We start from the raw sequence: 26,931 nt of genomic DNA on the forward strand, positions 1-26,931 counted from the left end.
GCGACAAGTGATCTGTCTTCAGCACCGGATTGCTGGAGTTCAGACAGGGCCGATCGCGCTTGGCCTGGATCGATTCGTCCTAATCAGAAGGGCGGCGGATCTGCTGCCAGATCGTGTTCCCACTGCACTCGAGACATTCGCCGGCCGGTGTTGATGCGCACGTACTCGATCTTCGACGTCCGATCGTCTGCTGTCTTCTTTGCTCGGTAGTTGCCGTGGAATCGACGTCGACCCCTCGGCAGCCTCTTCATGGTCACCGGTTCCGAACCTGGCGGCAGGCAGGGTTGGAATGCCGCGTTCTCCCAATCCAGCATTCGGTCGATCATCAGCTGCCGACGCCTGAGTCTCGCTCGGTCATAGCTCTCCTGCAGACGCCGCTCATGCTCAGCGCGTTCCTGTTCGCGCTGTTTCGCTTCGTCGCGTTCTCGAATGGTCGTCTCGCCGGGCATCAGTTCCAGAACATATGGAGGTGGAGGAACTTTGTCCTTCGGGATTCGCCATCTTCTGGGACTGATTTCGGTAAGCGCATAGAGTGCTAAAGCTTGAGCAACGTCCACCGGCTGATCAGGGGCCACGACCGTGGCAGTCACCCCGTGGGAGAACTCATATTCGACCAACCCGGTTTGTGGCATCCGCACCGAATAGCTTCGAGCAGTCTTCACCGCATGATGCTTCTTGCACAGAGGGTGCAGGTTCGAGAAGCGGGTCAATCCGCCCTGGTCAGGGTGGTCATGGTCGAAGGGAATGACATGGTCGATTTCCGATTTCTCGGCTCGCCGACTGCACCCCGGTACAGTGCAGATCGCCCATTTCGCGATGAGCGTCTTCCTTACATCGTTCGGAATCCGGTAGGTTGTGGCCTTCGCGTCTATGGGAGTGCCCGTCGCCGGATCTGTCAGTATTCTCGTCAATGTCTTCGAGCGGCCGGCAATGCGTCGAGCCGTCTCAGCCGGCACAGGTGACCCGTCGGCCAGTGAACCTGGAAGCTCTGAATCGCCAGTCAGCGTCAGATAGGGAACGGTAACGACTACTGCTGCTTGCTGTGCGATCCACCATTGGTCGGTAGGCATACCGACTGTCACGTCGAACTCCGCAACGTCTTCCTGCGGCGTGGTCGTGGGAGAGAATGAAGTACCTGTTACCGACTGTGGTGCACTGTCCTTCGCGCAGTCGACGAGTCCGCTGACTCCTTGGTCGTTGAAGTCGAACAGCGGCGCCCCGTTGTCATCGAGCAGAGTCGATTCAGTCGTGTTCTGAATTCCCGTCACCGGGTCCGCCCTCTTGACCTTGATGCTCAACCTCGGTTGGGGACGGGTAGCAATGTCGAACATGAGATTGCTGATCGACCGCTCGTCGATGACCTCGACCCCGGGCGCCAGATTGAAGGTATTCGCCTGCCCCGCGTGAATTGCCCGGGCCATGGCTTGGATGCGCTGGAAGCTGGCGTGCACCTCGGCGGCCGGGCCCGTCAGCGACATGCATGCGGTGCCGTCCTTGAACGTGTCGACATCGACCCGGCGACGACGAGCGGCAGTCTCTGCTCGGTCTTCTGCGGGTTCGAGCAACTGGATCTTTTTGCGTAATGCTGTCCGAAACGCCTCACTTGTCACGTCGGCCCTTCTCACGAACAGGTATTCGTCAAGCTTGGGCAGAAAACGCAGATCAACGGTTTGGCACAGGTCAGCAGCTGCATCGACGTGCACTTGGGTGAATTCGCCGTCACGGACGCGGTCCGCGAATCGCGGAAGTCCATGTATCACTGTCATCGCCGATGCCAGGCGCCGGAACGTGCGCGGTGTAGAGGTTCCGAAGATAGCCGACAGTTCGACGAGATCTTCGGTGAACACATTGTCATGGACCCAGCGGGAGAAATCGGTGTCGGGTTCGAAACCCGGGAAGTCGGGAAGTTCCTCAGCTTCGGACTCCGACTCAACCTCGGGCGAGCAGACACACTTCGCAAATTCGGCGTCATAGCGCATCAGTGCCGTCGATGCCTTCGCTATGCATACGAGGTCCACGCAGTATCGGTCTGCGTCCGATTCGTCCACCGGCACCGGGTTCCAGGGGGTGACGTCGAAGGTCGCACGTTCCTCAGCCTCTCGTGCACGCTCTTCGGCTGAGGACGCACCACATCGAGCAACACTTCCGGCGATCGTGGCGAACTTGTATGGAGAGTCACCTTCTGGGACATCGGTGCCGTGATGCTGGATGACCTGCTCGAGGACGACCCCGGCACTGAGTTCTTGAACTTTCAGCTGTGCCCTGTCGGCCTCCGCAGACGCAGCGCCGAGGCGAGTGACGCTGGACTCGAACCGCACACGAAACCGAGGCGAAGCACTTTGCCCCGCATTCCATCCTGCGCCTTTTCGTCCTGCGTCTTTGTGCGCGGATCCGGCTCCTTCGCGCCGCCCACTGTGGGATGCGGATGTGCTCTTCATCGAGTTTCACCTGCCTCGTACGTCATCGTCGGGAAGAGTGATTAAACCACTAGATAGATCATCTGTTAATAGTATTCTAACTGATTCGAATTGTAATTGTACATAGATATTCGAATAAATCTTCCATTTCTCACCCTATGCCCTGAACACACCTGAGTCTGTTCACTATCCACTTGAGTCGGTTCGTTACTCAATGCTCCCATTCGGCACTGACACGAGACCACCGTGACCACGGAGATCACAGGGAGAACATCACAGGCCCGCCGCTCACCGAAGTTCACCGCTCACCCGACAGAATCGGACAGATGGCCCCGGCCAACCTCGGCGAACCGAGGCCGCGAACGCCATGAGAGCCCCAGATCCAACAGAAACGATGCGAGAATGACGGGATTGTCGCGCCGACGGGGCTGGGATAAGCGTAGGTCAGCAGATAGGACACGAGGGCACCGATGACCCTCACAGCCACGGCAACCCAGGAAGACGGCGCGCGAGTATACATAGATGCCGCCTGCGTCACTCAGGATGTCCCGCGTATAGGTCCGGCGCTTGATGATGTAGTAAACGACGATGAGAATCGCGAATACGGGGACGAAGAAGGCGCCGATCATCGTCAGGAACGGGCTGGCCCCTCCCCGGTGTCTCTGTTTCTGGCGCCTCTGATCGTCAGCCTGATCTTCGCGTTCGTCGTCTACTTCTCCCCGCCCTCATCAACCTAAAAGCTGGCAAGGCCGCGATGATCAGGGTGTCTTGGTCGGTCGTCATCCTCATCACTGGTGTTCTTACCTACGTTTCCATCCTCCAATCCGTCGGTACCGTCGAGTGGGCTTCTGCGAGCATCTCAGCGATCGGCATTCCGGCGCTTGCCGCCCTCCTGCTTTTCGACATGTCGGACCCGATCTCTGCGCTGGCATCATCACTGGCAATCATCGGCCGCGGACTCGCATGGGTGGTCGCAGCAGTGCCGACACTGCTGATGACATGATTGACAGACTGTGAGAATGCTGCAGCACCGCTGGCCGCGCTCCCCTAGAGTCGGAGCAGACGGTCAGCGTAGAAGCTGAGCCCACCGCGCAGAACGAGCTGCGCTCGAAGGAGAAGTCATGATCACCACCGACGCAAAACAGCGAATCCTCGCGGCAGTCGATGCCCGATTCGACGATCAGTTGGCGGCGACCGCCGAACTGGTGAATTCACCCTCCCGGCGTGAGCATGAGGAACCCGCACAGAACCTCATCGAGTCACGCCTGCAGAACCTCGGCCTCGACCTCGACCGGTGGAGCATCGACTCCCCCGAACTTCAGGCGCATCCTGGCTTCGGGCCCTCCACCGTCGATTACACGGGGATGACCAATGTCGTCGGCACATACCAGCCCGCTCAGAACATCGGGAAGACCCTGATCCTCAACGGCCACATCGATGTCGTTCCGCAGGGGCCCGAGGACAAATGGTCACGCTCGCCCTGGGACGCCGAGGTGCGCGACGGGTGGATGTATGGCCGCGGTGCCGGTGATATGAAGGCAGGACTCATCGCCAACCTCTTCGCGTTCGAATCCATCAGTCAGGCGGGATTCGACCTCACCGGTCGTGTGCATCTCCAGTCCGTCGTCGAGGAGGAATGCACCGGAAACGGATCCCTAGCTGCACTGCTGCGCGGCTACACCGCCGACGCGGTCATCATCTCGGAACCCGAGGAAGATGCCCTGGTCAGAGCCAACGTCGGCGTCCTGTGGTTCACGGTCCGAGTCAGTGGCAACCCCACGCACCCGAGGGAGATGGCCAATGGGTTCAACGCCATCGACGCCGCGTTCGAGGTCATGCAAGTCCTGCGTGGTCTTGAGCAGACATGGAACGACAGGAAGGGCGAGCACCCGTACTTCGAGGATCTTGACCACCCGATCAACGTCAACTTCGGTGAGATCCGTGGCGGCGACTGGCCTTCGAGCGTACCTGCCTGGTGCGAACTCCAGGTCCGCGTCGCCACCTATCCCGGCACGAACGCCGATGATGCCTGGGCCGAGGTCGAGAAGTGCGTGACCGATGCCGGAGCCGGCTCAGACCCGACCTTCGAAACGGTCCTGACCCCCAACGGCTTCTACGCCGATGGCTATGTGCTCGAGCCGGGCAGCGATGCTGAGGAACTGCTCGAACAGACCCACCGTGAGGCCTTCGACGCAGAGCTCACCAGCTTCACCACTCCCGGCTATCTCGACGGGCGAGTCTTCGTCAATTACGGCCAGATGCCGACGCTGGTCTACGGCCCCGTCTCGGAGAACATCCACGGATTCGACGAACGCGTGAGCATCGAGTCCGTGCGCAAATGCACGCAATCCATGGCGCTCTTCATCGCCGAATGGTGCGGTATCGACGAAGGCTGAGCCTCGTCAGCCCAGGTCCTCACATGCTCCCATTCGCCTGGAAGTTTCCGTGCCAGGACAGAGCCTCACCCAGCAGGTGCGGAGTGTGCCGTCCGTTCGGGTTCTCTGCGATCGCCCGATCCAGGTAGTCGCCGAGGCGGTCCCGGTAGCTCGGATGCGCGCAGTTGGCGATGATTGTGCGTGCTCGTCCCACCGGGGAGAGTCCCCGCAGGTCGGCCAGCCCCTGTTCGGTGACGAGGATCTGGGTGTCGTGTTCGGTGTGATCGATGTGGCTGGCGAAGGGCACGACCGAGGAGATCGCCCCGTCCTTGGCCAGCGAGTTCGACACGAAGAAGTTGAGGGAGGCGTTGCGGGCGAAGTCGCCGGAGCCGCCGATGCCGTTGATCGCAATGACGCCGAGGCGGCGGTTGTCGATGAGGTCGAGCATCCCGTCCTGGATGACCTCCGTGTAGGCGGTCAGTCCCTCGAATTCACTGTCGGGCTTCACCAGCGGTGACAAGCTTCGAACTCAGGTCCGCGCATGTGATTCTCGACATTGAAATGAGTCAATCGGATGCTTGTTCAGCCGCTGCCTCCGTCCGAGATCAAACGGGCGAATGCACCGATTCTGCCCTTACCGTGGCTGGTCAGTCCGATGCACTACCGCTCCAACCCCGCCAGGTACTCCCTCGCCCCGAGCGCGATGGCCGTCTCTGCCTCCACACCGACGGCGAGCATGTCCTCGTCGACGTCGAAGCGTTCGGTGTGATGGCCCCAGGAGGTGTCCATGCCGATCTGGACGTAGGTGGCCAGGCCGCCGCGCTCCTTGACCCGCTTCATCATCGCGGTGGCGTCCTCGGATCCGCCCAGCCCACCGGAGTCATGGATCTCGGCGACTCCGTCGACTCCTTCGAAGCACGTACGGATATACGGTAAGAGCTTCGGGCTCGGCGACTCCTGGTCCGCCTTGCCGACGACCGTGACAGAAGCATCGATGTCATACATCCGGGCGGCACCGGCGATGACGTCCCGAGCTCGATCTTCCACATAGGAATTGATCGAACTCGTCTCACCACGTGTCTCCAACCGCAGCGAGGCTGCCCTGGGCACGACATTGCGCCCCTCACCAGCATGGAAGGTGCCGACATTGATGCGGCTGGCCCCTGCCGAATGCCGGGGTATCGCGTGCAGGTTCAACGTCGCCGAGGCGGCCGCAAGCAGCGCGTTCTTGCCCCTCTCCGGGTCTCCCCCGGCATGGGCTCCGACACCCGAGAAGGTCGCGTCGAGTTTCGTGCTCGCCAGGTACCCATCGGAGCCGGTGAGCACGTTGCCCTTCTCATCGTCGGATTTCAGGTGGGTCGCGACGAACAGGTCCACGTCGTCGAACCAGCCGGCGGCCACGATCGAATGAGCGCCGCGCACACCCTCCTCGGCGGGTTGGAAGATGATCTTCACGGTCCCGGTCAGCTCATCTTGCGCCCTCGTCAGCGAGGTGGCCAGGCCCAGTCCGATGGCGGCGTGACCGTCGTGGCCGCAGCCGTGCATGGCTCCGTCGTTGACCGAGGCGAAGCCTTCGGCGAACGGGCGGTGGCTGTCATCGGCAAGTTCGATCAGGTCGTTCGAGTCGATGTCGAAACGGAAGCACACGACGGGGCCGGGACGGCCGGTCTCCAACACTCCCAGGACTCCGGTGAACCCGTCCCCCATCGCCGCCACCAGCTCGGGGTCGGCTCCCTGCGCAACGGCACGCTCGCGTTCGACTGCGAGCACCTCGGCGCTGGGAACACCCAATCGGGCGTCGGGGTCGTGGAGTTCGGGGCCATATACCGTGTCCCACCCCAGGTCACGAAGGACGGTGATGATCGCCGAGGTGGTCCTGAATTCCGTCCACCCCGTCTCCGCGAACCGATGGAAGTCCCGTCGCCAAGCGGTGAGCTGCGTGGTCAGTTCGGATGTCAGTGTCACGCTGGGGTCCTCTGTCAGGGGTCAGTATTCGTCAGTACGAATGGTAGTCCTGACTCGCTGCGAACCGGTTGGGAGTTTCCCAGGCGGACCGAGTCGCGGTCGTGTCGAGCGCCGCATTCTCCTCGGCTCGCGAGTCGAGAGCCGCGGCTGCCTCGGCGCGGGACCTGCGAATGGTCGTCAGCGCGAGGCTGGGCACCGGGATGAAGACGATGACGGCTAGGAGGAGGACCAGGGTGAAGATCATGATCGCGTCGATGAGCGAGGTGCCGATGGCGATCGCACCGACGACGATGGCCGGCAGCCCCGCCCCGGCGTAGAACGCGAGGTAGAGGGCGGCGGTGATGCCTGCTCGCTGACGGGACGGCGTGAGCAGGTCGGTCTCCCGGTTCGCTCCCCAATAGCTGAGGCCGTGGCCGGCACCTGTGGCGACGGCGGCAGCGGCCATGAGGACGAGTGCGGTCGCGGCGCCCAAACTGGGCAGGTTGGAGCTGAGCAGCAGGGCAGCACCGAGTCCCATGAGCGTCAGGCCGATGGTCTGTGCGGCCCGCGGCTGCAGCCTCGGTGCCACGAGTTGACTGGCAGCGGAGATGACGAGGACGGATCCGACGATGAGTCCCGAAGTCAGTGTGCTCGGTTCCGGCAGCACCGATCCTGTCATCGAGGGAAGCAGTGCGAGGAAGAGTCCGAGCGCGGCCCACCCGAGCAACCCGGTGACGGCGGCGATGTTGAAGCTCGAGCGCATCGGACCGGGCACCGATGGCCACGTCGGACGCCAGCGCTGCCGGGTGATGGGCTTGTGCAGGCGCAGGGTCGCCACGAGCGCGGCGGTGATGATGAGGAGTCCGATCATGACCCAGAATGGAGCCGTCAGCGCACCGGCGGAGATTCCATCGCCGGAGGTCGCCTCGGCCACCGCGCCGGCGATGATCGGACCGGCGCCGGTGCCGAGGACGAAGGACATCGTGGCCACCGTCGAACCGAGCCACGGGCGTGAAGCCGGTGAAGCTTCGACCATGAGTGCGATGCCGGCACCGGTGCCCAGTCCCAGGCCGATTCCGGTGAACACGCGACCAGCGAAGAGTCCGCTGACCCCGATTGAGCCGACGACGAACAGTGCGGTGCCGACACCGACGCAGACGATGGAAGCCAGGAGCACGGGCTTGCGTCCGAAAACGTCCGCAGCGGATCCGAACAGCAGCAGTGAGGGCAGGCAGCTGATGACGTAGGTCGCGTACAGCGCCGTCATCGTCGAATCCGACATCGAGTAGGACTGCTGGAAGAGCGGGTACAAGGGGCTGGCGAGGTTGGCGGCGGCCGCGAGTGTGAACAGCACGGCGGCCCCGATCCACAGCTGGCGCCTCGATCCTCTGATGCGTGCGTACTCGGGCAAGCAGAAACCTCCTTCTGTTCAGATCGGCGCTGTCGGCTGGGTGGCCATGGCCTGATGACTTCATGATGCAATTCTTGAAGTATTGTTGTCTATCGTAAGATGATAAACGCTATCGTTCGATGGAATCGCATGATTGATAACCGACTCACAATGCTGAGCATGATTGAGCGACACGGCACGGTCACCGCTGCCGCTGAGGCTCTGCACTATTCGCCGTCCACGGTCTCCCATCAGGTCAAACAGCTGGCCACAGAACTCGGTGTCGTCCTTCTCGAGCAGCGCGGGCGCAATATCCGACTCACTCCCGCCGCGCATTCGCTGCTGGGCCATGTCGACGTCATGTCCGCCGAGTGGGAGCGGGCGCTGGCCGATCTCGACGCCTATTCGACGACCGTCACCGGCTCGATCACCCTCAGTGCGTTCTCCACCGCTGCAAGCATTCTGCTGCCGCAGACGATGCGGGCGCTCAATGAGGAGTTCCCGCATCTGGCCACGCAGACGATAGAGGCCGAACCCAGCGAATGCTACGACCTGCTGCTGGCCGGCGACGTCGACCTGGGCATCGTCGCCGTGACCACGGATACGCCTGCGGGCTCCGATGATCGCTTCGCCCAGCAGTTCCTCATCGACGACCCGCTCGACCTCATGGTCCCCCTCGACCATCACCTGGCCGACCGCTCCTCGGTCTCCATCGCCGACGCCAGGGAGGAGACGTGGATCCTCGGCCGCCCGGGAACCACGTACCACCAGCTGGTCATCGCCAACTGCGCCAGCGCCGGCTTCACTCCTCGGATCGGCCACTATGCCAATGATTGGAACACTGGCACCGCCCTGGTTCACGACGGGTTCGGAGTCTGCGTCGCCTCCCGCCTCTCGCGTTCACAAGATCTGCACCCGGTGCGACGCATTCCGCTGACCGGCGAACACGCCCCGACCCGTCACATCGCCGCGGTCACTCGGGCGGGAGCCCAGGACCGGCGGACGATCCGCTTCGCTCTCGACCTCCTGACCCGTGAGACCCAGAACGTCATGGAGCAGCTGGGCAGGGACCTGGGCGATCGTTGGCCACGAAGCAGAGGCACCTCCGTCGCAGCAGGATGTCGACCGGCAGCCCGCCCGGACGATCCCACAGCGGACAATGACTGTCCTGCAGGCAGGTCGCTGTCTGATACAACGGAGGCATGAGCACTTCCCGCCCTCGACCACCGATGCCTGGGCTCCGTCTCTTCGCACCGCTGAGCGTACTCGGCGCCGCGATAGTTCTCGCCCTGGCTGTCTATCCCCAGTGGTCGACGATTCTCATCATGGCCGCCCTCGCAGTCCTCGGCGCTGGACGGAGTCTGTTCCGCGCCGAGAAGTGGCAGCCGGCCGACGACATCACGACCCTTCGCCTCGGACTCATCATGGTCTTCGCCGCCCTCGTCCTCGGCAATGTCGGCTTCTCGTGGCCGGCCGTGACCGTCGGTGCGCTGGCACTCGTCCTCGACGCCTGCGACGGGTACGTGGCACGGCGAACCAGGACCACCTCGGCGGGGGCCGACTTCGACGAATCCGTCGATGCGCTCGTCGTTCTCGTCCTCTCTGTCGCTCTCATCCCGGTCTGGGGATGGTGGGTGCTTCTGCCGGGCACCTTCTACTACCTCTTCCGCGGGGCCACCCTCATCCGGCCCGCCTGGAGACGGCAGCTGCCGCCGTCGGTCCTGCGCAAGACGATTGCGGCAAGCCAGGGAATCCTCCTGCTCACCGCGGGGTCACCTCTGGCGGTGGAGAACCCGTGGATCGGCATCATGAGTGCGGCGATCGCCCTCGCCGCACTCGTCATCTCCTTCGGCCGCGACGTCCTGTGGCTCGAGCAACACGCCGAAGCCCGGAGACCAACGCCTTCGCGCTGATATGCGGCAGGCTCCATCGGGCCCCATTACGGTGCCCAGAAGTCGGAAGTTTCGGGAGAGCTTGCCTGAATGCAGACCCGGCCAGAACGTAGACTTGGACAATGACTGCCTTGCATGGAAGCACGGACTCAACCGGCCTGGTCGGCGGGCCGCCGAGTAAGCTGCCCACCGTCCACGGACTCTTCACGCTCCGCACCTTCGCCCACGATGGAACGGCCCATGCGGTGATGTCGATCGGTGACCCGGCGTTGGTGGACGCTCCCCTTGTGCGAGTCCACAGCGAATGTCTCACCGGCGATGCCCTCGGCTCGCATCGCTGCGACTGCGGTGACCAGCTCTCAGCTTCGCTCGCGGCTATCGCTCAAGCCGGCGACGGTATTCTCATCTATCTGCGCGGGCATGAGGGTCGCGGCATCGGACTTGAGAACAAACTGCGTGCCTACGCCCTCCAGGACACCGGCCTCGACACCGTCGCCGCGAACCGTGCCCTCGACCTGCCCGACGATGCACGAGACTACACAGGGGCGGCAGCGATCCTCCACTATCTCGACTGCCCGCAGATCACCCTGCTGTCCTCGAACCCGAGCAAGGTCACCGCCCTTGAGGGCATGGGCATCACGGTGGCCGAACGCCGTGATCTGAACGTGCCGGACCGACCAGAGAGTGCCGGGTACCTTGAGGCCAAACGCCGCCTCATGGACCATATTGCCCCTGCCGTTCACCGATACGTCGACAAGACGGAGACGAACGCCGAGGGCACAGCGAGCACAGTCAGCACAGTCAGCACAGAGGATGCAGAGGACACGCTGGCCGCCTATGACACGATCTCCGATGGAGACGAGGTCGTCGCACAGCTGGCGCAGAGTGAGGACGGTTTCATCGCGACGTCCGATGGAGACGCGCAGTTCGTCTCCGGGCAGATCGACCGTGCCCACCTCCATCGGATCCGGGCGTCGGTCGGTGCCGTCCTCGTCGGCTGCGGCACTGTCATCGCCGACGATCCCCGGCTGACCGTGCGCGCGGTGCCCGGGGAGAACCCCGTCCGCGTCGTCCTCGACCCGCATGGTCGAATCCCGACCACTGCCACCGTCCTCACCTCACCGGAGTCACCAACGCTGTGGCTCATCGGCGCCGAGGTTGCCCCCAGTTCGGACGTCGGCGACCACGTCAGTGTGGTGCGGCTCCCTGCGACCGAGGGCGACGACATCCCTCCAGCACGCATCGTCTCGCTCATCCGTGAGTATGTCGCCGGGTCAATCCTCGTTGAGGGCGGCGGACGGACTGTGTCTTCGTTCCTTGCAGCCGGCATACTCGACCGGCTGTTCCTCACCTCGGCGCCCGTGTTCATCGGCAATGGGGTTCCGGGGATCCGCTTCGAGGGCACTCCGGTCATGGCTGAGGCGCTGCGTCGGCCGTTCCGGCGCTACCAGTTCGGTGAGGACATGTGCACTGAGTACCTGCTCAGCGAGCTTGCGATCGGTGGCTCCGCGGAGGACTCTCACCGCTGTCGTGGCGGCGGCCCACCAGCCTGACAACGAGGGTGATGGCGCCAGGCAACGTTGAGATCGTTGCCAGGAGACCGTAGCCGGTCGACGAGGTGACCGCCCATTCGACGGAGCTTGCGAGGCTGCCGGCCAGAATGCTCACACTGACTTCGCGCACTCCCCAACCGCCGACCCCCAAGGGAATGCTCATCGCTGCGAGGCCGACGACTGCGAGCGCCGGAGTGACCGGGCCGCCGAGCGCGGCCATCGCGGTGAGGTAGAGCCCGAGGAACGATCCGATGGTCACCGCTGCCGTCAGCCACACGATCCCGATCGTCGATGCTGCCATCCCCCGCATGCCCAGAATGGAGAGGACGCCGGTTGCTGCCGCGACCGCCGCGGCAATCCATGCGAAGCGCGAGGCCACCGGGAGCAGAGTGAACGTGGCCGTGGCGAAGAGCAGAGTGGTGGCACTCAGACGTTCGGCTCCGACGACGGTCAGCGGGGACAGCCACCGGCGCGGGCCGGAATTGCGATAGGCCGCGACGCGGGCCATGTCTCCGCCCAACCCGCCAGGCAGGATCATGTTGAGCAGACTGGCAGAATAGCAGTCTGCAAGGGCTCGCCGCGGAGTCACATGAGTTCCGGACTGCTTCAGCAGCAGAGAGAACCGCATGGCCTGTCCGGCAGTGGCGAGCAGGCCGAGGCCCAGCGAAGCGAGGATCGTCAAGGGGGTGACCACCCGCCCGCCTTCGAGCAGGGCCTGGATTCCGACGATGCGCACGGTGAGGCCGAGCAGGGCAACGGTGATGAGCAGCATGAGCACCCGCCGCAGCCACATCGTCCTCATCGCTTCGGCTCGCCGCTCGGCTGGGCGGGCCGATCGGCACGACCACGGTGGTCTGTGGCGTCGATGAGCACATCAGTGTGGTCGACGACGACGCGCAGCCCAGCAGCCTGACCCTCCGTGCGACCTGACTGACCGTCTGATCGCGATTCGACATGGTTCAACCGCTCTTTCAGCCACGACCGACCTGCCTCTCGCAGGCCGGGGTCTTCCTCGATGGCGGCATCAACGCGTTCGGTGAGGAACCGGATGAGGAATTCCGAGTCTCGTGGTGCTTCAAGATGCCAGGGGGCGGCCGACGTTTCCACTCGTGCACCGATGTCGCATGCCTCAGCCTCCAGCACCGGCGCCGCCTGCGTGCCGAGCCGTGAATCACGGCGCTGGTGGCGGCCGAATGCCTCGTCGATGACTTCGTCATCTGGGTGCGGTGGGCTGAGATGCCACTGGCCGGCGATGCTGAGCAGGAAGATTCCGATTCCGGAGAAGCGGTGCAGAGTCTCGATGATTGCCGCCGTGTCATCGCGGGTGAGCACGTCGAGCAGAGCACTGCCGGTGATGAGCAGTTCGCATGGATGAGGCGACACGGTGGATGCTGTTCGCGGATCGGCCCCAGAACCGGCGTTCCCCGCCGACGATGCCGCAGCCAGTGCTTCGGCTGCGATGTCCGGCAGGGACGAGATCGGGGCTGCGACCGTGTGCACTGCGGTGCCGAACCTGTCAGCGGCGACCTCGAGTGCGGCTTCATCGGCATCGACGAGCACCCACTGCACCCGACGTCCGCGCAGTCGTTCGGTGAGGCGGGCGTCGAACCACCGCATGGAGTTACCGGTTCCCGCTCCGACGTCGATGACGACCAACGGCCGTTCTGTGTCGACCGTCAGCGCGCGAGTCGCCAGTGACCTGGCCGCCTCGTCGAGGAGCGGGAGCGCATGCTTTCGCGCTGCGTCATCGAAGGGCACCCTCAGGTCCAACCATCCCGGCTCTGCCGCAGTCATGAGACTCTCACCTGGCCCTCCAGAACGGCGAGCACGGTGCGCGCCGTGTCATTCCACTCGGGCACAGCGGACTCACGGATTTCACGAGCCGTTGCAGCGAGTTCGGCTCGGTCAGCCTCGTCGCTCAACCACCGCTCCAGCAGGTCTGCCCAGGCTGAGACGTCCAGCGCCAGTGCACGACCAGCGCCCAGCGCCTCTTGCGCCCCGGTGCCTGCGGTGACGAAAGAGGGAATGGCTGCAGCGGCGGCTTCGCGCACGACCATTCCGAAGGTCTCTTCCTTCGAAGGCAGGAGCAGCAGGTCCGCGTGCCGGTAGAGGTCGTCGACGGCATCCTCGTCGAGTTCGCCCACACACTCCACCGAGGTCAGGCCCTCCAGTGCTTCACGAACGCCTTCGGCATAGACGGTGTCGGTGATGGGGCCGGCGAAGGTGCAGCGCCAGGCGGTGGCATCGCGTCGTCGCAGCTCCTGGAGGACGTGGGCGAGGAACAGCTGGTTCTTGTTGTCCTCCATCGCACCCAGGCAGATGAGGTGGGCAGGCGAACCCGGCTGCGCCACGGGGCGCACATGCGTTCCGGGGCGGGCAACCTCGGCGGTGATGTCGTATCTTCGGGCCACCTTGGCGGCGGCGAAGGCACTCGTCGTGACCACGGCAGATGCTGCCTGCAGACAGTCAGCCTCGCGGCGCTGAGCAGAAGGCCCCTGTGCGAGCGAATGTTGGAGCATCACTACCGGGCCAGACAGCGGTGTGGGAAGGCTGCATCCGATGAGTCCGTCGATGAGGACCGGGCGCTGCGACTCACCCGACTGACATTGTGCAACCAGTTGGCGCAGCCTGGCCACATCGTCCTCCGTCGGCTCGGGCCAGGACCCCGGTGCGGTGATGCGCTCGATCCGGCCTCCGGCCGCAGCACTGAGTTCGGAGTTGTAGCGCAGTCCCCCGCTGATGCGTCCGAGGTCCGGTTCGATGAGGGTGAAGGTCACGGCCGATTCGCAACGGTATAGGACACTGCGGCGCGAGGATTCTCGCGGAGGTGGACCGCGATCCCGATGTCGGGACGGTCCGCGAGCGAAACGGAGAGGCGGGTGCCGATGTATTCGGCGATGGTCTCACTCGTCGAGAAGCGGCCCGCGAAATCGGGATGCTCATCGAGGTTCGCATACTGCAGCGGTGTCAGGGCGTCGTCGAGCAGCGCCAGAGCCTCACCGATGTCGAGGACGACGGCATGCTCGTCGAGCTCGGCCCGGGTGAACGTCACCTCGACGGCGAGGGTGGCACCGTGGAGAGACTGCGCGGGCCCGAAGAATTCGTGCGGCAGACTGTGGGCGATCATGACGTGGTCGTTGACGCTGAGGCTGAACATTCAGGACCCTTCTTCGTAGTCGAGCACATGGCACAGGGTGGCTGCCGCGGTCGCCGTATCGCTGCTGAGTTCGTCCATCAGCCACGGCAGGTCCTGCCACCCGGATACCCCGGTGATGAGGGCGTCGAAACGATCATCGTGGAGCGCAGTCAGTGCCGCACGCAGTCGGTCGCTGCGGGTCCTGCGCGCGCGGTGTCCGGCCGGAACCCGACCCACTTGGCTGGCGACGATCGAAAGGCGCCTGGCGTGGAAGTCGGCACCGAGTGCCACCTTGGGCTCCGTGTCCCCGTACCACGAGGCTTCGACGACGGTCCCGTCATCGCCGGTGATCTCGAGGGCCCGCGCCAGCCCGCCTTCGCCTCCTGAGGTGTGGATGGCGATGTCACAGTCATCACCGGCGTCCTCGGGAGTCAGGGCAGTCAGGCCCAGGCTGGTCAGGAGGGTGCGCCGTTCGGGGTTGGTCTCGATGATTTCGAGGCGATCGAGTGGAAGATGCGAAGCCAGCAGCGCGGTGGCGGTTCCGATCATGCCCGCGCCGATGATCGCCACCCGGTCACCGTAGTGCGGGGGTGACTGCCAGAGGATGTTGAGACCGGTTTCTGCGGCTCCGGCCAGCAGCGCCCGATGGTCGGAGATGCTCTCGGGGATCGGATGGACATCGTCGGGGGTCACCAGGTGATGGCTGTGGTGGGGCAGCAGTCCGAAGACGCGTGTTCCGGTCCATGCTGCCGGGCCTTCGTCGACGACGCCGACAGCGAGATATCCGTAGGAGACCGGATGGGGGAAATCGCCCATTTGGTGCGGGGCGGCCATGAGATCGGCGACTCGTGGTGGCACTCGGCCGGTATGGACGAGGGTTTCGGTCCCCTTCGACACCGCCGAGGAGGTCGTGCGTACCCGCATCATCTGCCCCGCGTCGACACCTGACTCAGTACCTGGGTCGGCACCTGCGTGAGGGGTCGACACCTCCCTCCAACGTCCCTGTCGGTGGGCCTCGGTCCAGTACTGCCAAGCCATACGAGCATCCTAACAGTGCAGGTGAGCCGATCATCGGGTCGAGCTGCACGCCAATGCAGAGCATCGATTCACTCAGGCTTTCGGAGACTGGAGCTGGCACCCCAGCCCAGACGGGCGGATTCACCATTGTCATTGGGGTCATCGAGCGCGACGGCGGCACTCTCTACTGCACCTCGCTCTTCCTCACGGCCGCGGAGCGCTACCTGTGGGGTCGCGGCGACGGACCGACCTTGGACAACGTCGAGACTCGTCCCGCCCTTGGGCGAAGCTGTGGAAGCACACCACCTACGGCCTGTGATCAATCGCGATCGTCCTCGCAAGAGCAGGACCGGTTCGTCACAGGAAAGGGCGCATGGGCCGCAGCGCCCACTCGGCGACCTGGGCCACCGGGTGGCGGTCCAGGAAATCCTGCCCGAGCTCCTGGCTGTGCTCGGCGTCGCTGAGGAACGCCTTCTCCATCTCCGCCGCGAAGTCAGGATCGATGATCTCGACATTGGTCTCGTAGTTGAATGACAGCGAGAGCCGATCGATGTTCGCGGTGCCGATCGTTGACCATGTGCCGTCGACCGTGGCGATCTTCGAGTGGATCATGGCTGCGGTGTAGAGCAGAACGGTGACGTCGGAGCGCAGCATCTGTTCGAAGTAGCCCCGTGAGAGATAGTCGCCGAGGATGTGGTTGGATTCCTGCGGTACCATGATCCGCACGTCCACGCCGCGGGCGGCCGCGTCGATGAGCGCCTTGAGGAGCTGCTGGTCGGGGATGAAGTACGGGGTGGTCAGCCAGATGCGGTTCTGTGCACGTTCGAAAGCGTTGATATACATCGAGCGAATCGGATAGACGAGCTGGATCGGCAGGTTGGCCGAGACGCGCAGCTTCGACTCCCAGATCTGGGGCGCGACCCACGGTATCTGTTCATCGGGTGTGTGGAGTTCGTTCCACACTTGGGCGACGGACTGGCGCAGCCCCCAGGTGCCGGGCCCATCGGCCTTCAAATGGGTGTCTCTCCAGTGGCGGGCGTAGAGGGAGCCGATGTTGAAGCCGCCGACGAAGGCGACGTCGTTGTCGATGATGAGGATCTTGGAGTGGTTGAACCCGGAGTAGCGCAGTGGTCCCTTCCAGAATTTCCGGGCCACTGTCGGCACTCGCAGGACCTTGATGGTCTCATCGAGCTGGTCGTAGAAGGACCTGGGTGTGCTCAGGTTGGCGAATCCGTCGTAGATCAGGTGAATGTCGACACCGCGGTGTGCTGCGGCGTTGAAGGCGTCGATGAACTTCTGGCCCATCTCGTCGTTCTTCCAGATGAAGGTCTCCATCTGAATCGACTCACCTGCGGATCCGATCTCGTCGAGCATGTCGTCATACAGTGTCGCCCCGTCGGTGTAGATGCTCAGCTGGGAGTCTTCGACGTGGGCGTGGAAGGTCCCAGGACGTGGCGCCGTCCGATGTTTGCGACCGCGTTTCTGCACCAGGTCGATCGCCAATGAAGCCCCCACTGTGAGCGGGACCGCGCAGGCGAGCCCGGCGGCGGCCCATGGTGCGATGGCGCGGAGGCGATCGAGGCCCTGACGGAGATTGCGCGGAATGGCTCCCATAACTGTTCAGTATATCGGCCCCCAGACGGCGGCAACGTTGACCTCATACCCAAGATTGAGGTCTATCGTCGGCAGGAGGTGCCCATATACGGCACATCGTTGCACTGCTTTAGGAGGAACGAATCATGGCTGAATCAGTCAAGGTACCCCAGCCGGCCGGAACGAAGACCACGGGCGCGGAGAACGCGGAGCACGGCTTCACTGCGTCCCCTGCTCTGGCCAAGAATATGCAGTCCGTCCTCGTCGATTTCATTGCTCTGCAGTTGGTCGGCAAGCAGGCCCACTGGAACATCGTCGGCCCCAACTTCCGCGATCTGCACCTCAACCTCGACGAGGTCGTGGCCATCGCCCGCACCGGCTCGGACAGCATCGCCGAGCGAATGAGGGCCCTGCACGCCACAGCGGACGGTCGCCCCAGCGTTGTCGCCGAGCAGTCGTCCCTGCCGGAGTTCCCAGCCGGCGAGATCACGACCCATGACGCCATCGATCTCAGCGTGCGCGCCGTCGAAGCCACGGTCGCGACCATGCGCAAGGTCCATGACGAAGTCGATGCCGCCGACCCGACCACGGCCGACATCTTCCATGAGTTCATCTCGCAGCTGGAGCAGCAGGCGTGGTTCCTCAGCGCCGAGACCCGCACCCCGTCGAACTGACCTGAGGAACCGTCCCTGTGACGGTCCTTTGAAAAGCCACCGGTGACCACGTCGTACAGACATGATCCCCGGTGGCTTCTCCGTGTCACGCACCCATTTGAGGCAACCGCACTACTCCGAACGTGCTGCCTCAAACGGGTGCTTGAGCATCTTCTGCTCGAGGCCGCTATCGACAATGCGCTGAGCAGCGGTCGAGGGTTTGCGTTCGGCCTGGGCGCTCACGCAGGCGGTGAACTCGTGGGCAACTGTCAGGCGCGGATATTTCTTGAGGACCTCGTTGACGAAGCTCGAGGGCAGGTCCCCCGATCGGGCGCCGGTGATATCGAGAGCCGTGCCAGCCTCGAGCAGATACCCTTCGAGGTCGGTCGACGGGTCCACGGCTGCCCAGTTGTGCCGGACAATGACATCTTTGGCGCGTACACGCCGATCTCTGGGCCATCCGGCTCCCGTCGTCAGCGCAACGGCGATGTGACCGCCGGCTTCCTCGTACGACAAAGTGTGGTTGTCGAATGGCTCGGCGATTCCGATGTCATGAAGCAGTGCGGCTACATAGAGAAGCTCGTCATCGAAGGTGGATCGACTTTCCATTGCGGCAAAGCCACGCGCCCAGTGCCATGACCGCAACACGTGGTTGAGCAACGCAGGCGAGTGATAGTCAGCCGCCAGTTCGTATGCTGCGATTGACGCCCGGCTGTCAGGGGCTTTGAGATCGCGCAACTGCAGGTGCGAGCTCGTTGTCATCAGTTTCGTCCGTCTCTCTTCTTTCGTTGCACCGCATGACGTTGCTGCACCACCGCCGAGGTGGCCCGCCGTCAGCGCAGATCGATGTCCATTCCGTGCTCCTCGGTGGGGCGCGGACCGACGATGCGGCGCTGCGCCTCGGTGATGGTGACGTCATTGATACTCGCCTCCCGACGTGACATGAGACCGTCGGCGGTGAATTCCCACAGCTCGTTGCCGTAGCTGCGCCACCACTGGCCCGCAGCGTCGTGCCATTCGTACTGGAAACGCACAGCGATGCGGTCGTCGCTGAATGACCACAGGGTCTTGCGCAGCGCATAGTCGAGTTCGCGCTCCCACTTCCTGGTCAAGAATGCGATGATCTCCTCACGACCGGAGAGGAACTCGTCGCGATTGCGCCACACCGAATCCGGGGTGTACGCGAGGGAGACCTTCTGCGGATCGCGGGAGTTCCACGCATCCTCAGCACCCTGGACCTTCTGTGCGGCGGTCTCGGCAGTGAACGGCGGGAAAGGCGGGCGCGCCTGGGACATGATGATTCCTCTCGGTTCGGGTGACAACGGGAGTCACTAGCCACCTTAGACCCGCCCTGAGAAGGACGTGGAGCAGGGCAGAAGTCGTTCATCGCAACATGGCTTTTCGCTTGGCTCCTCGGCGGACTCGGCATCCGGGTCCTCGTCGACCTCATCCTCACGCTGTCCGGTGCGCAGAGGGACAAGCAGGGCATGCCGCTCAACGGCTACCAGAAGCACAAGAAACGTGCCTGGATCGTCACCGGTGCCGTCATCGCCCTGGGAATCCTCATCGGTGCACTGTCACCGAAGCCGACGGCCACAACACAGATCGCGGATCCCGCCCCGAGCGTCGAGGCCGAGCCTGCGGCGATCGAAGAGCCCGTCGAAGATGCTGTTGCAGACGAGGCACCGGAGGAGAAGCCCGTGGAGGAGGCTCCCGTCGAAGAAGAAGCTCCTGTCGCTGAGGAAGAGGCTGAGTCCAGTGTTCCCGCTGAATATACCTCCGCGCTACTTCCGCAGAGACCTATTCGGACATGATGCACATGAGCAAGGGCGGCATCTTCGACCAGCTGACGAGCGAATACGGCGGTCAGTTCACAGAAGATGCAGCGCAGTACGCGATCGATCACCTCAATGGCTGACCACGGGCCGCCGGACCACGGCTACGCGTGACGCCAATACATTGCGGCGCCTCAACCCTTCCCGGGGTTTGAGGCGCCGCATTGGTGTCTCAGCAGGTCAGGTGAAGATGCTCACTCCGCCTGGTCCGACAAGGCAACCAATGACGATGAGGATGATGCCCCACACGATCTGCTTACGGAAAATTGCGAAGATGCCCGAAATGACGAGCAGTGCTGCGATGATCCAGAGAATAATAGCCATTGCCCTGACCTTCCTCAGTTGTTTCAAAGTGGGTGTTCCACCGACAGGGTGATGAGCCTGTCGGAGCTTGGGTGCCTTCTTCAGTGCCGCGGCTTCAATGCCGCGGTGAGTCCGGATCCTCGAAGGTTCTCCGTTCGGTGGCTCGAGGATCATAGCTGCGATCGGTCAAGCGGGTGTCGTCTTCAGGAGCACGAGGGTCTCGCACACCGTCGACATCTCCGGGCTTCCCCTGACCGTCGGCAAAGCGCGGGTCGCCTTCCGGTGCAGGAGGCGCGCTACGATCATCGACAACCGGGCGGTCGGCCGGCCTGGAGCGCATTCCGTAATCCGCCTCGTGCGAATCGCGGTCGGCAACCGGCCGCTGGTCAGCAACAGGTTGACCGTCAGCAACGGGCTGGCCGTTGTCGACCGGACGCTGATCGGCAACGGGACGCTGCTGGTCGGCGACTACCGGACGCTGATCGGCAACCGGGCGCTGGTCGGCCATGGGACGCTCTGGCTGACCTTCGGCCACGGGGCGCTGCTGGTCAGCGACCGGGCGCGGCTGGTCGGCGATACGGGCATCCTGGCCGGCCTGAGACTCGTCAGGTACCGGTCGACCGTCATCGGCGACGGGCCGACCGTCGTGCGCTGCGTGTGGAGCGTCGGGATGACGTTCGTCTGCGCCCAGGCCGTCTCCGGCAGCTGCTGCTCCGGTGCCTGCAGCGGCTCCGGCACCAGCACCGGCGGCCGCACCGGGTGCGGCTTTCTGGTTGCCGTGGGCGTCCACGTCGGGATCAAGTTCATCGGCCTTCTTGAGCTGATCTTCGTGCTCGAGGCGCTGCTCCCGCGCGAGACGATCGCGTTTGGCGGCATCGGCATCCAGCTTCTCCGCCTCGGCGGCTTTGCGCTTGGCTTCTGCGGCCTGGACCTCGGCGTCGGCATCGGCCTTCTTCGCTTCGGCTTTGCGGCGCTCGGCATCCGCTTCCCGAGCATGAACTTCATGCTCGGACTCGGCGTTTTCCTGGCGGATCCGTGATGCTTCCTTGCGCTGGTGTTCGCGCTTCTTAGCTGCGGCCTTACGACTGACCGCGATAATGATGCCGACGACAATCAGAACTACGACGATCGCAACGACTATCCAGATGATGGTAGTTGTACTCATGCGCTTTCTCCTTGCTGCCTATTCGGTTCTCATTGATCATTTGGATCCGATCAACAGGATGAATTCATAGTTGCACGGCGTATCCCACCTGACAAGGGCATTCAGATTGCGACTTGGGGCGTGTCGGTCGATTCACACTGGCAAAACGGCTTGTGCATCCCAACTCCCCGTCTACCATTGGCGTCATGCGTGAGATCCAATCCGACGCTTCCGCGGTTGCGCGTTCGACCACCATTGCAGCGATCTGCTGGATTCTCGCCGGCATCGTCTATCTCCTTGCCGAGGCCATCACTGCCTCTGCATTCCCTCACTATTCGTATGCGATGAATTACATCAGCGACCTCGGCGTGCCCGACGTCGAGATGTTGGGCGATCGAGCCATTGATTCGCCGCTGCACATGGTCATCAACATCGTCTTCGTGGTCCAGGGTCTGCTGTTCGCCGCAGCGTCCATATGTATGGTCCGCGGCTCACGGTTGCCACTGCGACTGCCGATCATTGTCTTTGCCCTCTTCCATGCCCTGGGAATGGTGCTCATTGCCGTGGTCAACGGCGGTCAGCACAACAACGAGCTCGGCCTCGGCTGGGTCCATCTCCTCGGCGCGCTCTTCGCCTTCCTCGGTGGGCACCTGACCGCGATCTGTGTCGGCATCTCCCTGCTGTTGAGCCGGCGCAGCTCCTTTGGCCGTCCCAGCCGCCTCATCGGTGTCATCAGCGTCGTGATCGGCCTCATCGGGATTCTCGGCATCGTCATGCTCCAGGTCGATGTACGAGCCGTGCCGCGGACTGTCCTTCCCGATGGGGTGTGGGAGCGCATCGGCATGTACGCGATCATCGTGTGGGAAATCGGATATGGAGCCCTCCTTCTCAGCAGACTGCGCACGCACACGCCACTGTCGGACAGGTCGGCCACGGCCTTAAACTGATGTCAGACCCCAACGGAGCGAGTCCGATCCGGAAAGGCAGCCCGATGCCGATCACCAGTACTGATGCCACAGCCATCCGCGAGCTTGCGCAGGTCCATGGCCTCGACATCGTCCCCGAGACCATCGCAGTCAATGAGCTCGGCCTCGACTTCCAGGTCGCCATCGCCGAGGCGGTCGACGGTCAGTCCTGGGTGCTGAGGATCCCCCGCCGCCCGGATGTCACCGATCGCGCCGCCGTCGAGGGCCGTTTCCTGAGTGCGATTGCGCCCCATCTCAGCGTCGCGGTTCCCGATTGGCGGGTCCACACCGCCGAACTCATCGCCTATCCCCTCCTGCCCGGTGAGCCGGGTTTGACGATCGATGACCAGGGTCAGCCGCAGTGGCACTTCGATGTCGAAGCCGACGAGTATGCGCAGTCCCTCGGCGATTTCCTCGCCGAGCTCCACACTGTCGCTCCCGCGGTTGTTCGCGCCTCGGGCATCACCGAGCACTCCCCCGCCGAGGTGCGGCAGCGCAAGCGCGATGACATCGCTCGCGTCGTGGCCGAGTTCGATGTGGCCCGAAGTCTGCGTGATCGGTGGAATGCGTGGCTCGACGAGGACTCCTATTGGCCCACGCTCACGGTCGTGACGCACGGTGAGGTGTATCCGGCGCATCAGCTCATGGCAGGGGCGAGGAATCTCAGCATCCTCGACTGGACGACGGCCGCGATCGGCGACCCGGCCAGGGATTTCATGTTCCACCACGCCAGCGTCTCAGCACGGGCGTTCGATGCGACAGTCAAACGCTATGTGGACAACGGTGGCAGAGTCTGGCCGAAATTCGCCGAGCACTGCGCCGAGCTGTTCTCCACCTCGCCGGTGGAGCTCGGACTCTACGCACTGCAGACCGGCGACAGTGATCACCTTGAGGCTGCGAAAGCGCAGCTGGGCCCCACCGAATCATGAAAGCGCAGGATTGATATGAGTACCGAAGACGTCAACACCGACAACGCTGAAACTCTGACCACCGATGTCATCGTCATCGGTGGCGGCCCGGTCGGTGAGAACGCAGCCCAGTACGCGACCGAAGACTCTGAACTCGAGGCGCTCATCATCGAGGAGGAGCTGCTGGGCGGCGAGTGCTCGTACTATGCGTGCATCCCTTCGAAGACGATGCTGCGCCCCATCGAACTTGCCCACGCGACACAGCATCTGGACGGTCTCGACGGCGCACGCATCGATGCCGATGCGCTGATGCAGCGGCGCGATGAGTGGGTCTCTCATTACGATGACACGGGCCAGATCGACTGGGCCGAAGGCGCCGGTCTGCGAGTCGAACGCGGACAGGCACAGCTGATCGGCGAACGGCGAGTCCTGATCAACGAACCCCAGCCGGTCGTCGTAGAAGCTCGGCACGCAGTTGTCATTGCCACCGGTTCTCAGCCAACCGTACCGTCGACGTTTGTCGATGTCGCACCGTGGTTGTCCCGCGACGCTACCGGCGTCCGGGAAGTGCCGGAGTCGTTGCTCATCGTCGGTGGCGGCGTCGTTGCGGTGGAGGCCGCGACCTGGATGGCAGCACTCGGTGCGAACGTGCGGATGCTCGTGCGCGGCGACGGCCTACTGTCCGGCCAGGAACCGTTCGCAGGACAGCACCTCGCCCAGGCACTCGAAAAGGCGGGAGTCATCATCGACCGGGAGACCAAGGTGGAGGCCTGCTACCGTCCAAGTGCCAAAGACACCGGGCTGGGCCGGATCCATGGCGGACAGGTCACAGTCCAGACAATCGGCCCCGACGGCGAATCCACCGTCACGGCGGATGAGATCCTGGTCGCGACGGGGCGCCAACCGCGACTCAACGACCTCGGACTCGAGAGCGTGGGACTCACTGACGAGGACATCACCGCCGGACGTTTGCCCGAATGGCTGTATGCCGTCGGGGATGCCAGTGGCGATGCGCCCCTGACTCACTGGGGCAAGTACCAGGCACGAGTGCACGGCGCACAGATCCGGGCCAGCGCCACAGGCGAGGAATCCGAGTCCATCCCGGCGAACGTGCCGGTCCCCCAAGTCGTCTACAGCGATCCGCAGGTCACCTCTGTGGGCATGACCGAGGCCGAGGCCCGCAAGGACGGGCACGAGGTCGAGGTCTCTCAGTTGCCGTTCAACAGCAGCGCCGGAACCTCGCTGCTGCGCGATGACGCCGAGGGAACGGCACAGATCGTGGTCGACGCTCGTTCGGGTCTGCTCCTCGGAGCCACCTTCGTCGGACCCGAGGCGGCCGAACTGATCCATCCGGCGACGGTCGCGATCGTCGGGGGCCTTCCCGTGCATGTGCTGCGCCACGCGGTTCCGAGCTTCCCCGCAGCCTCGGAACTGTGGCTGCCGTTGTTGGAGGGCCTGCCTCGGCGGTTGCGGCTGTCCCTCAGCGAGTGACGACGCCGATCCCCTGAGTCCGTTGCTTCCCTTTGTACAAATCTGATCAACTGCCTATTGATGAAAACGACAGTTCGGCGCAGCAGTTCAATAAGTGACAGCGAAACTGTACGATTCAAAGCTGCGAAACTGTTCAACAAGTGACAGCGAAACTGTAATCTTGGTCCATGGAGTATCAACCACGAATCCTTGACGGAGTCATTTCAGACGCTCTGAAGAGATTCCCCGCCATTGCCTTAGACGGGCCAAAGGCCGTGGGGAAATCGGCGACCGCATCAAGACTGGCGGGGTCTGTCTTCACATTGGATAACCCTGAAGAACTGGCAATCCTTCGCGCTGACCGTGGTCGAACCAGCTCAGCCGATCGTCCAGTCCTTTTAGACGAGTGGCAGTACGATCCGCCGATTTGGGACCACGTCCGCCGAGAGGTTGATCATGACCGTACTCCGGGTCGCTTTCTTCTCACAGGCAGCGCGAACACCAACGACGCACAGATCCACACTGGTGCGGGTCGTATCGTTCGGCTCCGCATGTACCCAATGTCCCTGGCAGAGCGCCGCCTCGACGAACCATCGGTAAGCCTCGGTCAAATCCTTGCCGACGTCAGCGTCGACATCGAAGGAACAACTGATGTGTCTCTCGACTCGTACGTGCGCGAAATTGTGTCTTCGGGTTTTCCTGCCCTCCGACACGGATCCGAAGCAACGGTGGCCGACGAACTCGATGCCTACCTTACTTATGCGCTGCAGCGGGAAGTCCCCGCACTCGGTTCAATGTTCAGGCGACCACAAGCACTGCTCGCGTGGCTCCGTGCTTATGCCGCAGCTGCCTCAACGACTGCAAGTTTCGAATCTATCGCGGCGGCCGTTTCAAAGGAGAGTCGCCCAAGTCGCGCGACCATAGGGGATTTCAGGGAAGCCCTCGCCCAGCTGTGGCTGCTGGACGAAATTCCCGCTTGGGCACCCGAAGGCGGAGAACTGAATAGACTGGGAAACAAGCCGAAACATCAGCTCGCAGATCCGGCTCTTGCAGCACGGCTCCTCCGCGCGACTCCGGAGTCTCTTCTCGGAAACCGAACGCGTGCAGACACTAACCGCAACTATCGGAGCCTGAAGAATGGCCCCCTTCTCGGATCGCTCTTCGAGACTCTCGTCACATTGTGCGTTCGTTGCTATGTCCCACCGTTCGGTCACCAGGTAGGTCATCTGAGGACACACTCCGGAGATCACGAAGTAGATCTGATCGTCGAGAGTCCAGATGGTCGTGTCGTAGCAATAGAGATCAAGCTCGCCTCGGAAATCGATGATTCCGACGTTCGTCACCTCAATTGGCTGCACGAGAAGATTGGTGATGAGCTCATCGACAAAATCGTCGTCACATCCGGAAAGTTCGCCTATCGCAGACAGGATGGAGTAGCTGTGGTTCCCCTCGCGCTTCTGGGCTCATAGTTGGAACCAGCACCGCCAAACGCGATGTGGCATGGCGCGTGAATCGACCGCACCAGCCACTACCCTGGTGCCATGGCGGAATTCATCAAACGACGCACCAGTGCCCCGCGCGGATTCTTCGCCGCCGAGGCTGCCGGTCTCGAATGGCTGGCCGAGCCCGATGTCGTGCCAGTCGTAAGCGTCATCGATCACGATAAGACCAGTCTGCGTCTCGGTCGTGTCGAAGAGACCGCCCCGGATGCGCATTCGGCCTTCGCTTTCGGCCGTCGGCTCGCCTTGCTCCACGACTCCGGTGCCCCAGCATTCGGCTGGGCACCGGCAGAGCCCGCGTGGTTCGGTCCGCTCGACTCTCCGTTCGAGGTTGAGGTCGCATCATGTGCGTCGTTCACCGAGTTCTGGGTGGAGACCCGGTTGGAGCCTGTGGCGAACGACATCGACGATCAGCTGTCGAAGGACGAGAACCAAACCATCACCTCGGCGATCAACGCCATCGCCGGCGGCACCTTCGACGGGATCGCAGGAAAGGGAACAGAGACTCCCGCCCGAGTCCACGGAGACCTCTGGGCCGGAAACCTCATGTGGACGCCCGACGGCTGCACCCTCATCGACCCTGCCGCCCATGGTGGGCACCGCCTCGAAGACCTCGCGATGCTGGCGCTGTTCGGCACACCGCTCCTCGATGACATCTTCGCCGGCTACGAGGCGGTCCATCCGATGCCCGTCGGCTGGCGTGACGACCTTCCCGTGCACAACTTCTTCGCCCTCCTTGCACACGTCAAGCTATTCGGGGCAGGATTCCTCGGGCAGACGCTTGATGCGGCACAGGCGATCAGCGACCGAGCTCGCGCCCTGGCAGTCTGATGCGGG

27 protein-coding genes and 1 pseudogene are annotated in these 26,931 nt (G+C 63.3%); 15 read left to right on the forward strand and 13 right to left on the reverse strand.

Annotated elements, in window-relative coordinates; all coding sequences use genetic code 11:
- Window positions 1–83: 83 nt before the first annotated feature.
- A complete protein-coding gene (locus tag L0G76_RS02785; protein ID WP_304355835.1) occupies window positions 84–2,318 on the reverse strand; it encodes an HNH endonuclease signature motif containing protein in 2,235 nt (744 codons plus the stop codon).
- 569 nt (window positions 2,319–2,887) lie between these two features.
- Here L0G76_RS02785 and L0G76_RS02790 point away from each other — a divergent pair.
- The 3 genes from L0G76_RS02790 to L0G76_RS02800 all read left to right on the forward strand — a co-directional run bounded on the left by L0G76_RS02790 (window position 2,888) and on the right by L0G76_RS02800 (window position 4,813).
- Entirely contained in the window at window positions 2,888–3,154 is a 267-nt protein-coding gene (locus L0G76_RS02790; protein WP_304355836.1) for a hypothetical protein, read from the forward strand.
- A gap of 17 nt (window positions 3,155–3,171) precedes the next feature.
- Window positions 3,172–3,420: a hypothetical protein gene (locus tag L0G76_RS02795; protein ID WP_304355837.1), complete on the forward strand. Its 249-nt coding sequence runs from the start codon at window positions 3,172–3,174 to the stop codon at window positions 3,418–3,420.
- Between the two features lie 118 nt (window positions 3,421–3,538).
- A complete protein-coding gene (locus L0G76_RS02800) occupies window positions 3,539–4,813 on the forward strand; it encodes an ArgE/DapE family deacylase (protein WP_304355838.1) in 1,275 nt (424 codons plus the stop codon).
- 19 nt (window positions 4,814–4,832) lie between these two features.
- On the opposite strand, the pseudogene L0G76_RS02805 reads toward L0G76_RS02800, so the two are convergent.
- From L0G76_RS02805 to L0G76_RS02815, 3 genes and pseudogenes are all read right to left on the reverse strand, one after another.
- Window positions 4,833–5,291 (reverse strand): annotated as a pseudogene (locus L0G76_RS02805) (acetyl-CoA hydrolase/transferase C-terminal domain-containing protein); the annotation flags it as partial.
- A gap of 161 nt (window positions 5,292–5,452) precedes the next feature.
- Window positions 5,453–6,757, reverse strand: coding sequence for an amidohydrolase (locus L0G76_RS02810; protein WP_304355839.1), 1,305 nt, complete (start codon window positions 6,755–6,757; stop codon window positions 5,453–5,455).
- Between the two features lie 31 nt (window positions 6,758–6,788).
- Window positions 6,789–8,147 carry an MFS transporter gene (locus tag L0G76_RS02815; RefSeq protein ID WP_069599859.1) on the reverse strand — a complete coding sequence of 453 codons (1,359 nt, stop codon included), beginning with the start codon at window positions 8,145–8,147 and terminating at the stop codon, window positions 6,789–6,791.
- A 129-nt stretch (window positions 8,148–8,276) separates the two neighbouring features.
- On the opposite strand from L0G76_RS02815, the gene L0G76_RS02820 reads away from it, so the two are divergent.
- The 3 genes from L0G76_RS02820 (at window position 8,277) to ribA (ending at window position 11,571) form a co-directional block, all read left to right on the forward strand.
- Window positions 8,277–9,332 carry a LysR family transcriptional regulator gene (locus L0G76_RS02820; protein WP_301477679.1) on the forward strand — a complete coding sequence of 352 codons (1,056 nt, stop codon included), beginning with the start codon at window positions 8,277–8,279 and terminating at the stop codon, window positions 9,330–9,332.
- A complete protein-coding gene (locus tag L0G76_RS02825) occupies window positions 9,329–10,039 on the forward strand; it encodes a CDP-alcohol phosphatidyltransferase family protein (RefSeq protein ID WP_301477681.1) in 711 nt (236 codons plus the stop codon). Before L0G76_RS02820 ends, L0G76_RS02825 begins: the two co-directional genes overlap by 4 nt.
- A gap of 101 nt (window positions 10,040–10,140) precedes the next feature.
- Window positions 10,141–11,571, forward strand: a complete 1,431-nt coding sequence (gene ribA / locus L0G76_RS02830; RefSeq protein ID WP_304355840.1) for a GTP cyclohydrolase II RibA — start codon at window positions 10,141–10,143, stop codon at window positions 11,569–11,571.
- Here ribA and L0G76_RS02835 read toward each other — a convergent pair.
- From L0G76_RS02835 to L0G76_RS02860, 6 genes are all read right to left on the reverse strand, one after another.
- Window positions 11,501–12,373 carry a lysylphosphatidylglycerol synthase domain-containing protein gene (locus L0G76_RS02835; protein WP_304355841.1) on the reverse strand — a complete coding sequence of 291 codons (873 nt, stop codon included), beginning with the start codon at window positions 12,371–12,373 and terminating at the stop codon, window positions 11,501–11,503. The two genes, ribA and L0G76_RS02835, sit on opposite strands and share 71 nt — an antisense overlap.
- Complete coding sequence (locus L0G76_RS02840; RefSeq protein ID WP_009884910.1) at window positions 12,370–13,365, reverse strand: class I SAM-dependent methyltransferase; 996 nt, start codon at window positions 13,363–13,365, stop codon at window positions 12,370–12,372. The genes L0G76_RS02835 and L0G76_RS02840 overlap by 4 nt, the downstream gene beginning before the upstream one ends.
- Window positions 13,362–14,348, reverse strand: a complete 987-nt coding sequence (locus tag L0G76_RS02845) for a glycosyltransferase family 4 protein (RefSeq protein WP_009884911.1) — start codon at window positions 14,346–14,348, stop codon at window positions 13,362–13,364. The genes L0G76_RS02840 and L0G76_RS02845 overlap by 4 nt, the downstream gene beginning before the upstream one ends.
- Window positions 14,345–14,728, reverse strand: a complete 384-nt coding sequence (locus tag L0G76_RS02850; protein WP_009884912.1) for a 6-pyruvoyl trahydropterin synthase family protein — start codon at window positions 14,726–14,728, stop codon at window positions 14,345–14,347. Before L0G76_RS02850 ends, L0G76_RS02845 begins: the two co-directional genes overlap by 4 nt.
- Window positions 14,729–15,745 (reverse strand): zinc-dependent alcohol dehydrogenase, encoded by a 1,017-nt coding sequence (locus L0G76_RS02855; RefSeq protein ID WP_009884913.1) that lies wholly within the window; start codon window positions 15,743–15,745, stop codon window positions 14,729–14,731.
- Between the two features lie 336 nt (window positions 15,746–16,081).
- Complete coding sequence (locus tag L0G76_RS02860) at window positions 16,082–17,338, reverse strand: phospholipase D-like domain-containing protein (protein ID WP_101598121.1); 1,257 nt, start codon at window positions 17,336–17,338, stop codon at window positions 16,082–16,084.
- Between the two features lie 125 nt (window positions 17,339–17,463).
- Here L0G76_RS02860 and L0G76_RS02865 point away from each other — a divergent pair, with 125 nt between their 5' ends.
- Window positions 17,464–17,991 carry a Dps family protein gene (locus L0G76_RS02865; protein WP_009884915.1) on the forward strand — a complete coding sequence of 176 codons (528 nt, stop codon included), beginning with the start codon at window positions 17,464–17,466 and terminating at the stop codon, window positions 17,989–17,991.
- Window positions 17,992–18,102: 111 nt separating this feature from the next.
- Here L0G76_RS02865 and L0G76_RS02870 read toward each other — a convergent pair whose 3' ends face one another.
- Window positions 18,103–18,732, reverse strand: a complete 630-nt coding sequence (locus tag L0G76_RS02870) for an HD domain-containing protein (protein ID WP_009884916.1) — start codon at window positions 18,730–18,732, stop codon at window positions 18,103–18,105.
- 71 nt (window positions 18,733–18,803) lie between these two features.
- Window positions 18,804–19,265 (reverse strand): nuclear transport factor 2 family protein, encoded by a 462-nt coding sequence (locus L0G76_RS02875; RefSeq protein ID WP_009884917.1) that lies wholly within the window; start codon window positions 19,263–19,265, stop codon window positions 18,804–18,806.
- Window positions 19,266–19,457: 192 nt separating this feature from the next.
- Between L0G76_RS02875 and L0G76_RS02880 the strand changes: the two genes are divergently transcribed.
- The gene (locus L0G76_RS02880; RefSeq protein WP_304355842.1) at window positions 19,458–19,784 is read left to right on the forward strand and encodes a hypothetical protein; all 327 of its coding nucleotides are present in this window, start codon (window positions 19,458–19,460) and stop codon (window positions 19,782–19,784) included.
- The gene (locus L0G76_RS02885) at window positions 19,781–19,888 is read left to right on the forward strand and encodes an Ltp family lipoprotein (RefSeq protein WP_226829475.1); all 108 of its coding nucleotides are present in this window, start codon (window positions 19,781–19,783) and stop codon (window positions 19,886–19,888) included. Before L0G76_RS02880 ends, L0G76_RS02885 begins: the two co-directional genes overlap by 4 nt.
- 97 nt (window positions 19,889–19,985) lie before the next feature.
- On the opposite strand, the gene L0G76_RS02890 is transcribed toward L0G76_RS02885, so the two are convergent.
- Complete coding sequence (locus tag L0G76_RS02890) at window positions 19,986–20,129, reverse strand: GPGG-motif small membrane protein (RefSeq protein WP_009884920.1); 144 nt, start codon at window positions 20,127–20,129, stop codon at window positions 19,986–19,988.
- A 334-nt stretch (window positions 20,130–20,463) separates the two neighbouring features.
- Here L0G76_RS02890 and L0G76_RS02895 point away from each other — a divergent pair, with 334 nt between their 5' ends.
- The 6 genes from L0G76_RS02895 to L0G76_RS02920 all read left to right on the forward strand — a co-directional run bounded on the left by L0G76_RS02895 (window position 20,464) and on the right by L0G76_RS02920 (window position 26,925).
- On the forward strand, window positions 20,464–21,147 hold the full coding sequence (locus tag L0G76_RS02895) for a hypothetical protein (RefSeq protein WP_304355843.1): 684 nt from the start codon (window positions 20,464–20,466) through the stop codon (window positions 21,145–21,147).
- A gap of 311 nt (window positions 21,148–21,458) precedes the next feature.
- Complete coding sequence (locus tag L0G76_RS02900) at window positions 21,459–22,199, forward strand: DUF998 domain-containing protein (protein ID WP_009884922.1); 741 nt, start codon at window positions 21,459–21,461, stop codon at window positions 22,197–22,199.
- Between the two features lie 44 nt (window positions 22,200–22,243).
- On the forward strand, window positions 22,244–23,146 hold the full coding sequence (locus tag L0G76_RS02905; RefSeq protein ID WP_009884923.1) for a macrolide 2'-phosphotransferase: 903 nt from the start codon (window positions 22,244–22,246) through the stop codon (window positions 23,144–23,146).
- Window positions 23,147–23,161: 15 nt separating this feature from the next.
- Window positions 23,162–24,616 (forward strand): dihydrolipoyl dehydrogenase family protein, encoded by a 1,455-nt coding sequence (locus L0G76_RS02910; RefSeq protein WP_304355844.1) that lies wholly within the window; start codon window positions 23,162–23,164, stop codon window positions 24,614–24,616.
- Window positions 24,617–24,783: 167 nt separating this feature from the next.
- Complete coding sequence (locus L0G76_RS02915) at window positions 24,784–26,064, forward strand: ATP-binding protein (protein WP_304355845.1); 1,281 nt, start codon at window positions 24,784–24,786, stop codon at window positions 26,062–26,064.
- A 72-nt stretch (window positions 26,065–26,136) separates the two neighbouring features.
- Window positions 26,137–26,925 (forward strand): fructosamine kinase family protein, encoded by a 789-nt coding sequence (locus L0G76_RS02920; RefSeq protein ID WP_304355846.1) that lies wholly within the window; start codon window positions 26,137–26,139, stop codon window positions 26,923–26,925.
- Window positions 26,926–26,931 lie beyond the last annotated feature (6 nt).

Origin of the sequence: Brevibacterium picturae (assembly GCF_030453725.1) — a bacterium.
Taxonomy (GTDB): domain Bacteria; phylum Actinomycetota; class Actinomycetes; order Actinomycetales; family Brevibacteriaceae; genus Brevibacterium; species Brevibacterium sandarakinum_A.

Coding starts and splice junctions, on each gene's coding strand:
- L0G76_RS02790 (WP_304355836.1), top strand. CDS start 2,888: ATGACCCTCACAGCCACGGCAACCCAGGAAGACGGCGCGCGAGTATAC.
- L0G76_RS02795 (WP_304355837.1), top strand. CDS start 3,172: ATGATCAGGGTGTCTTGGTCGGTCGTCATCCTCATCACTGGTGTTCTT.
- L0G76_RS02800 (WP_304355838.1), top strand. CDS start 3,539: ATGATCACCACCGACGCAAAACAGCGAATCCTCGCGGCAGTCGATGCC.
- L0G76_RS02820 (WP_301477679.1), top strand. CDS start 8,277: ATGATTGATAACCGACTCACAATGCTGAGCATGATTGAGCGACACGGC.
- L0G76_RS02825 (WP_301477681.1), top strand. CDS start 9,329: ATGAGCACTTCCCGCCCTCGACCACCGATGCCTGGGCTCCGTCTCTTC.
- ribA (WP_304355840.1), top strand. CDS start 10,141: ATGACTGCCTTGCATGGAAGCACGGACTCAACCGGCCTGGTCGGCGGG.
- L0G76_RS02835 (WP_304355841.1), bottom strand. CDS start 12,373: ATGAGGACGATGTGGCTGCGGCGGGTGCTCATGCTGCTCATCACCGTT.
- L0G76_RS02840 (WP_009884910.1), bottom strand. CDS start 13,365: ATGACTGCGGCAGAGCCGGGATGGTTGGACCTGAGGGTGCCCTTCGAT.
- L0G76_RS02850 (WP_009884912.1), bottom strand. CDS start 14,728: ATGTTCAGCCTCAGCGTCAACGACCACGTCATGATCGCCCACAGTCTG.
- L0G76_RS02855 (WP_009884913.1), bottom strand. CDS start 15,745: ATGGCTTGGCAGTACTGGACCGAGGCCCACCGACAGGGACGTTGGAGG.
- L0G76_RS02860 (WP_101598121.1), bottom strand. CDS start 17,338: ATGGGAGCCATTCCGCGCAATCTCCGTCAGGGCCTCGATCGCCTCCGC.
- L0G76_RS02865 (WP_009884915.1), top strand. CDS start 17,464: ATGGCTGAATCAGTCAAGGTACCCCAGCCGGCCGGAACGAAGACCACG.
- L0G76_RS02870 (WP_009884916.1), bottom strand. CDS start 18,732: ATGACAACGAGCTCGCACCTGCAGTTGCGCGATCTCAAAGCCCCTGAC.
- L0G76_RS02875 (WP_009884917.1), bottom strand. CDS start 19,265: ATGTCCCAGGCGCGCCCGCCTTTCCCGCCGTTCACTGCCGAGACCGCC.
- L0G76_RS02880 (WP_304355842.1), top strand. CDS start 19,458: ATGCCGCTCAACGGCTACCAGAAGCACAAGAAACGTGCCTGGATCGTC.
- L0G76_RS02885 (WP_226829475.1), top strand. CDS start 19,781: ATGATGCACATGAGCAAGGGCGGCATCTTCGACCAGCTGACGAGCGAA.
- L0G76_RS02890 (WP_009884920.1), bottom strand. CDS start 20,129: ATGGCTATTATTCTCTGGATCATCGCAGCACTGCTCGTCATTTCGGGC.
- L0G76_RS02900 (WP_009884922.1), top strand. CDS start 21,459: ATGCGTGAGATCCAATCCGACGCTTCCGCGGTTGCGCGTTCGACCACC.
- L0G76_RS02905 (WP_009884923.1), top strand. CDS start 22,244: ATGCCGATCACCAGTACTGATGCCACAGCCATCCGCGAGCTTGCGCAG.
- L0G76_RS02910 (WP_304355844.1), top strand. CDS start 23,162: ATGAGTACCGAAGACGTCAACACCGACAACGCTGAAACTCTGACCACC.
- L0G76_RS02915 (WP_304355845.1), top strand. CDS start 24,784: ATGGAGTATCAACCACGAATCCTTGACGGAGTCATTTCAGACGCTCTG.
- L0G76_RS02920 (WP_304355846.1), top strand. CDS start 26,137: ATGGCGGAATTCATCAAACGACGCACCAGTGCCCCGCGCGGATTCTTC.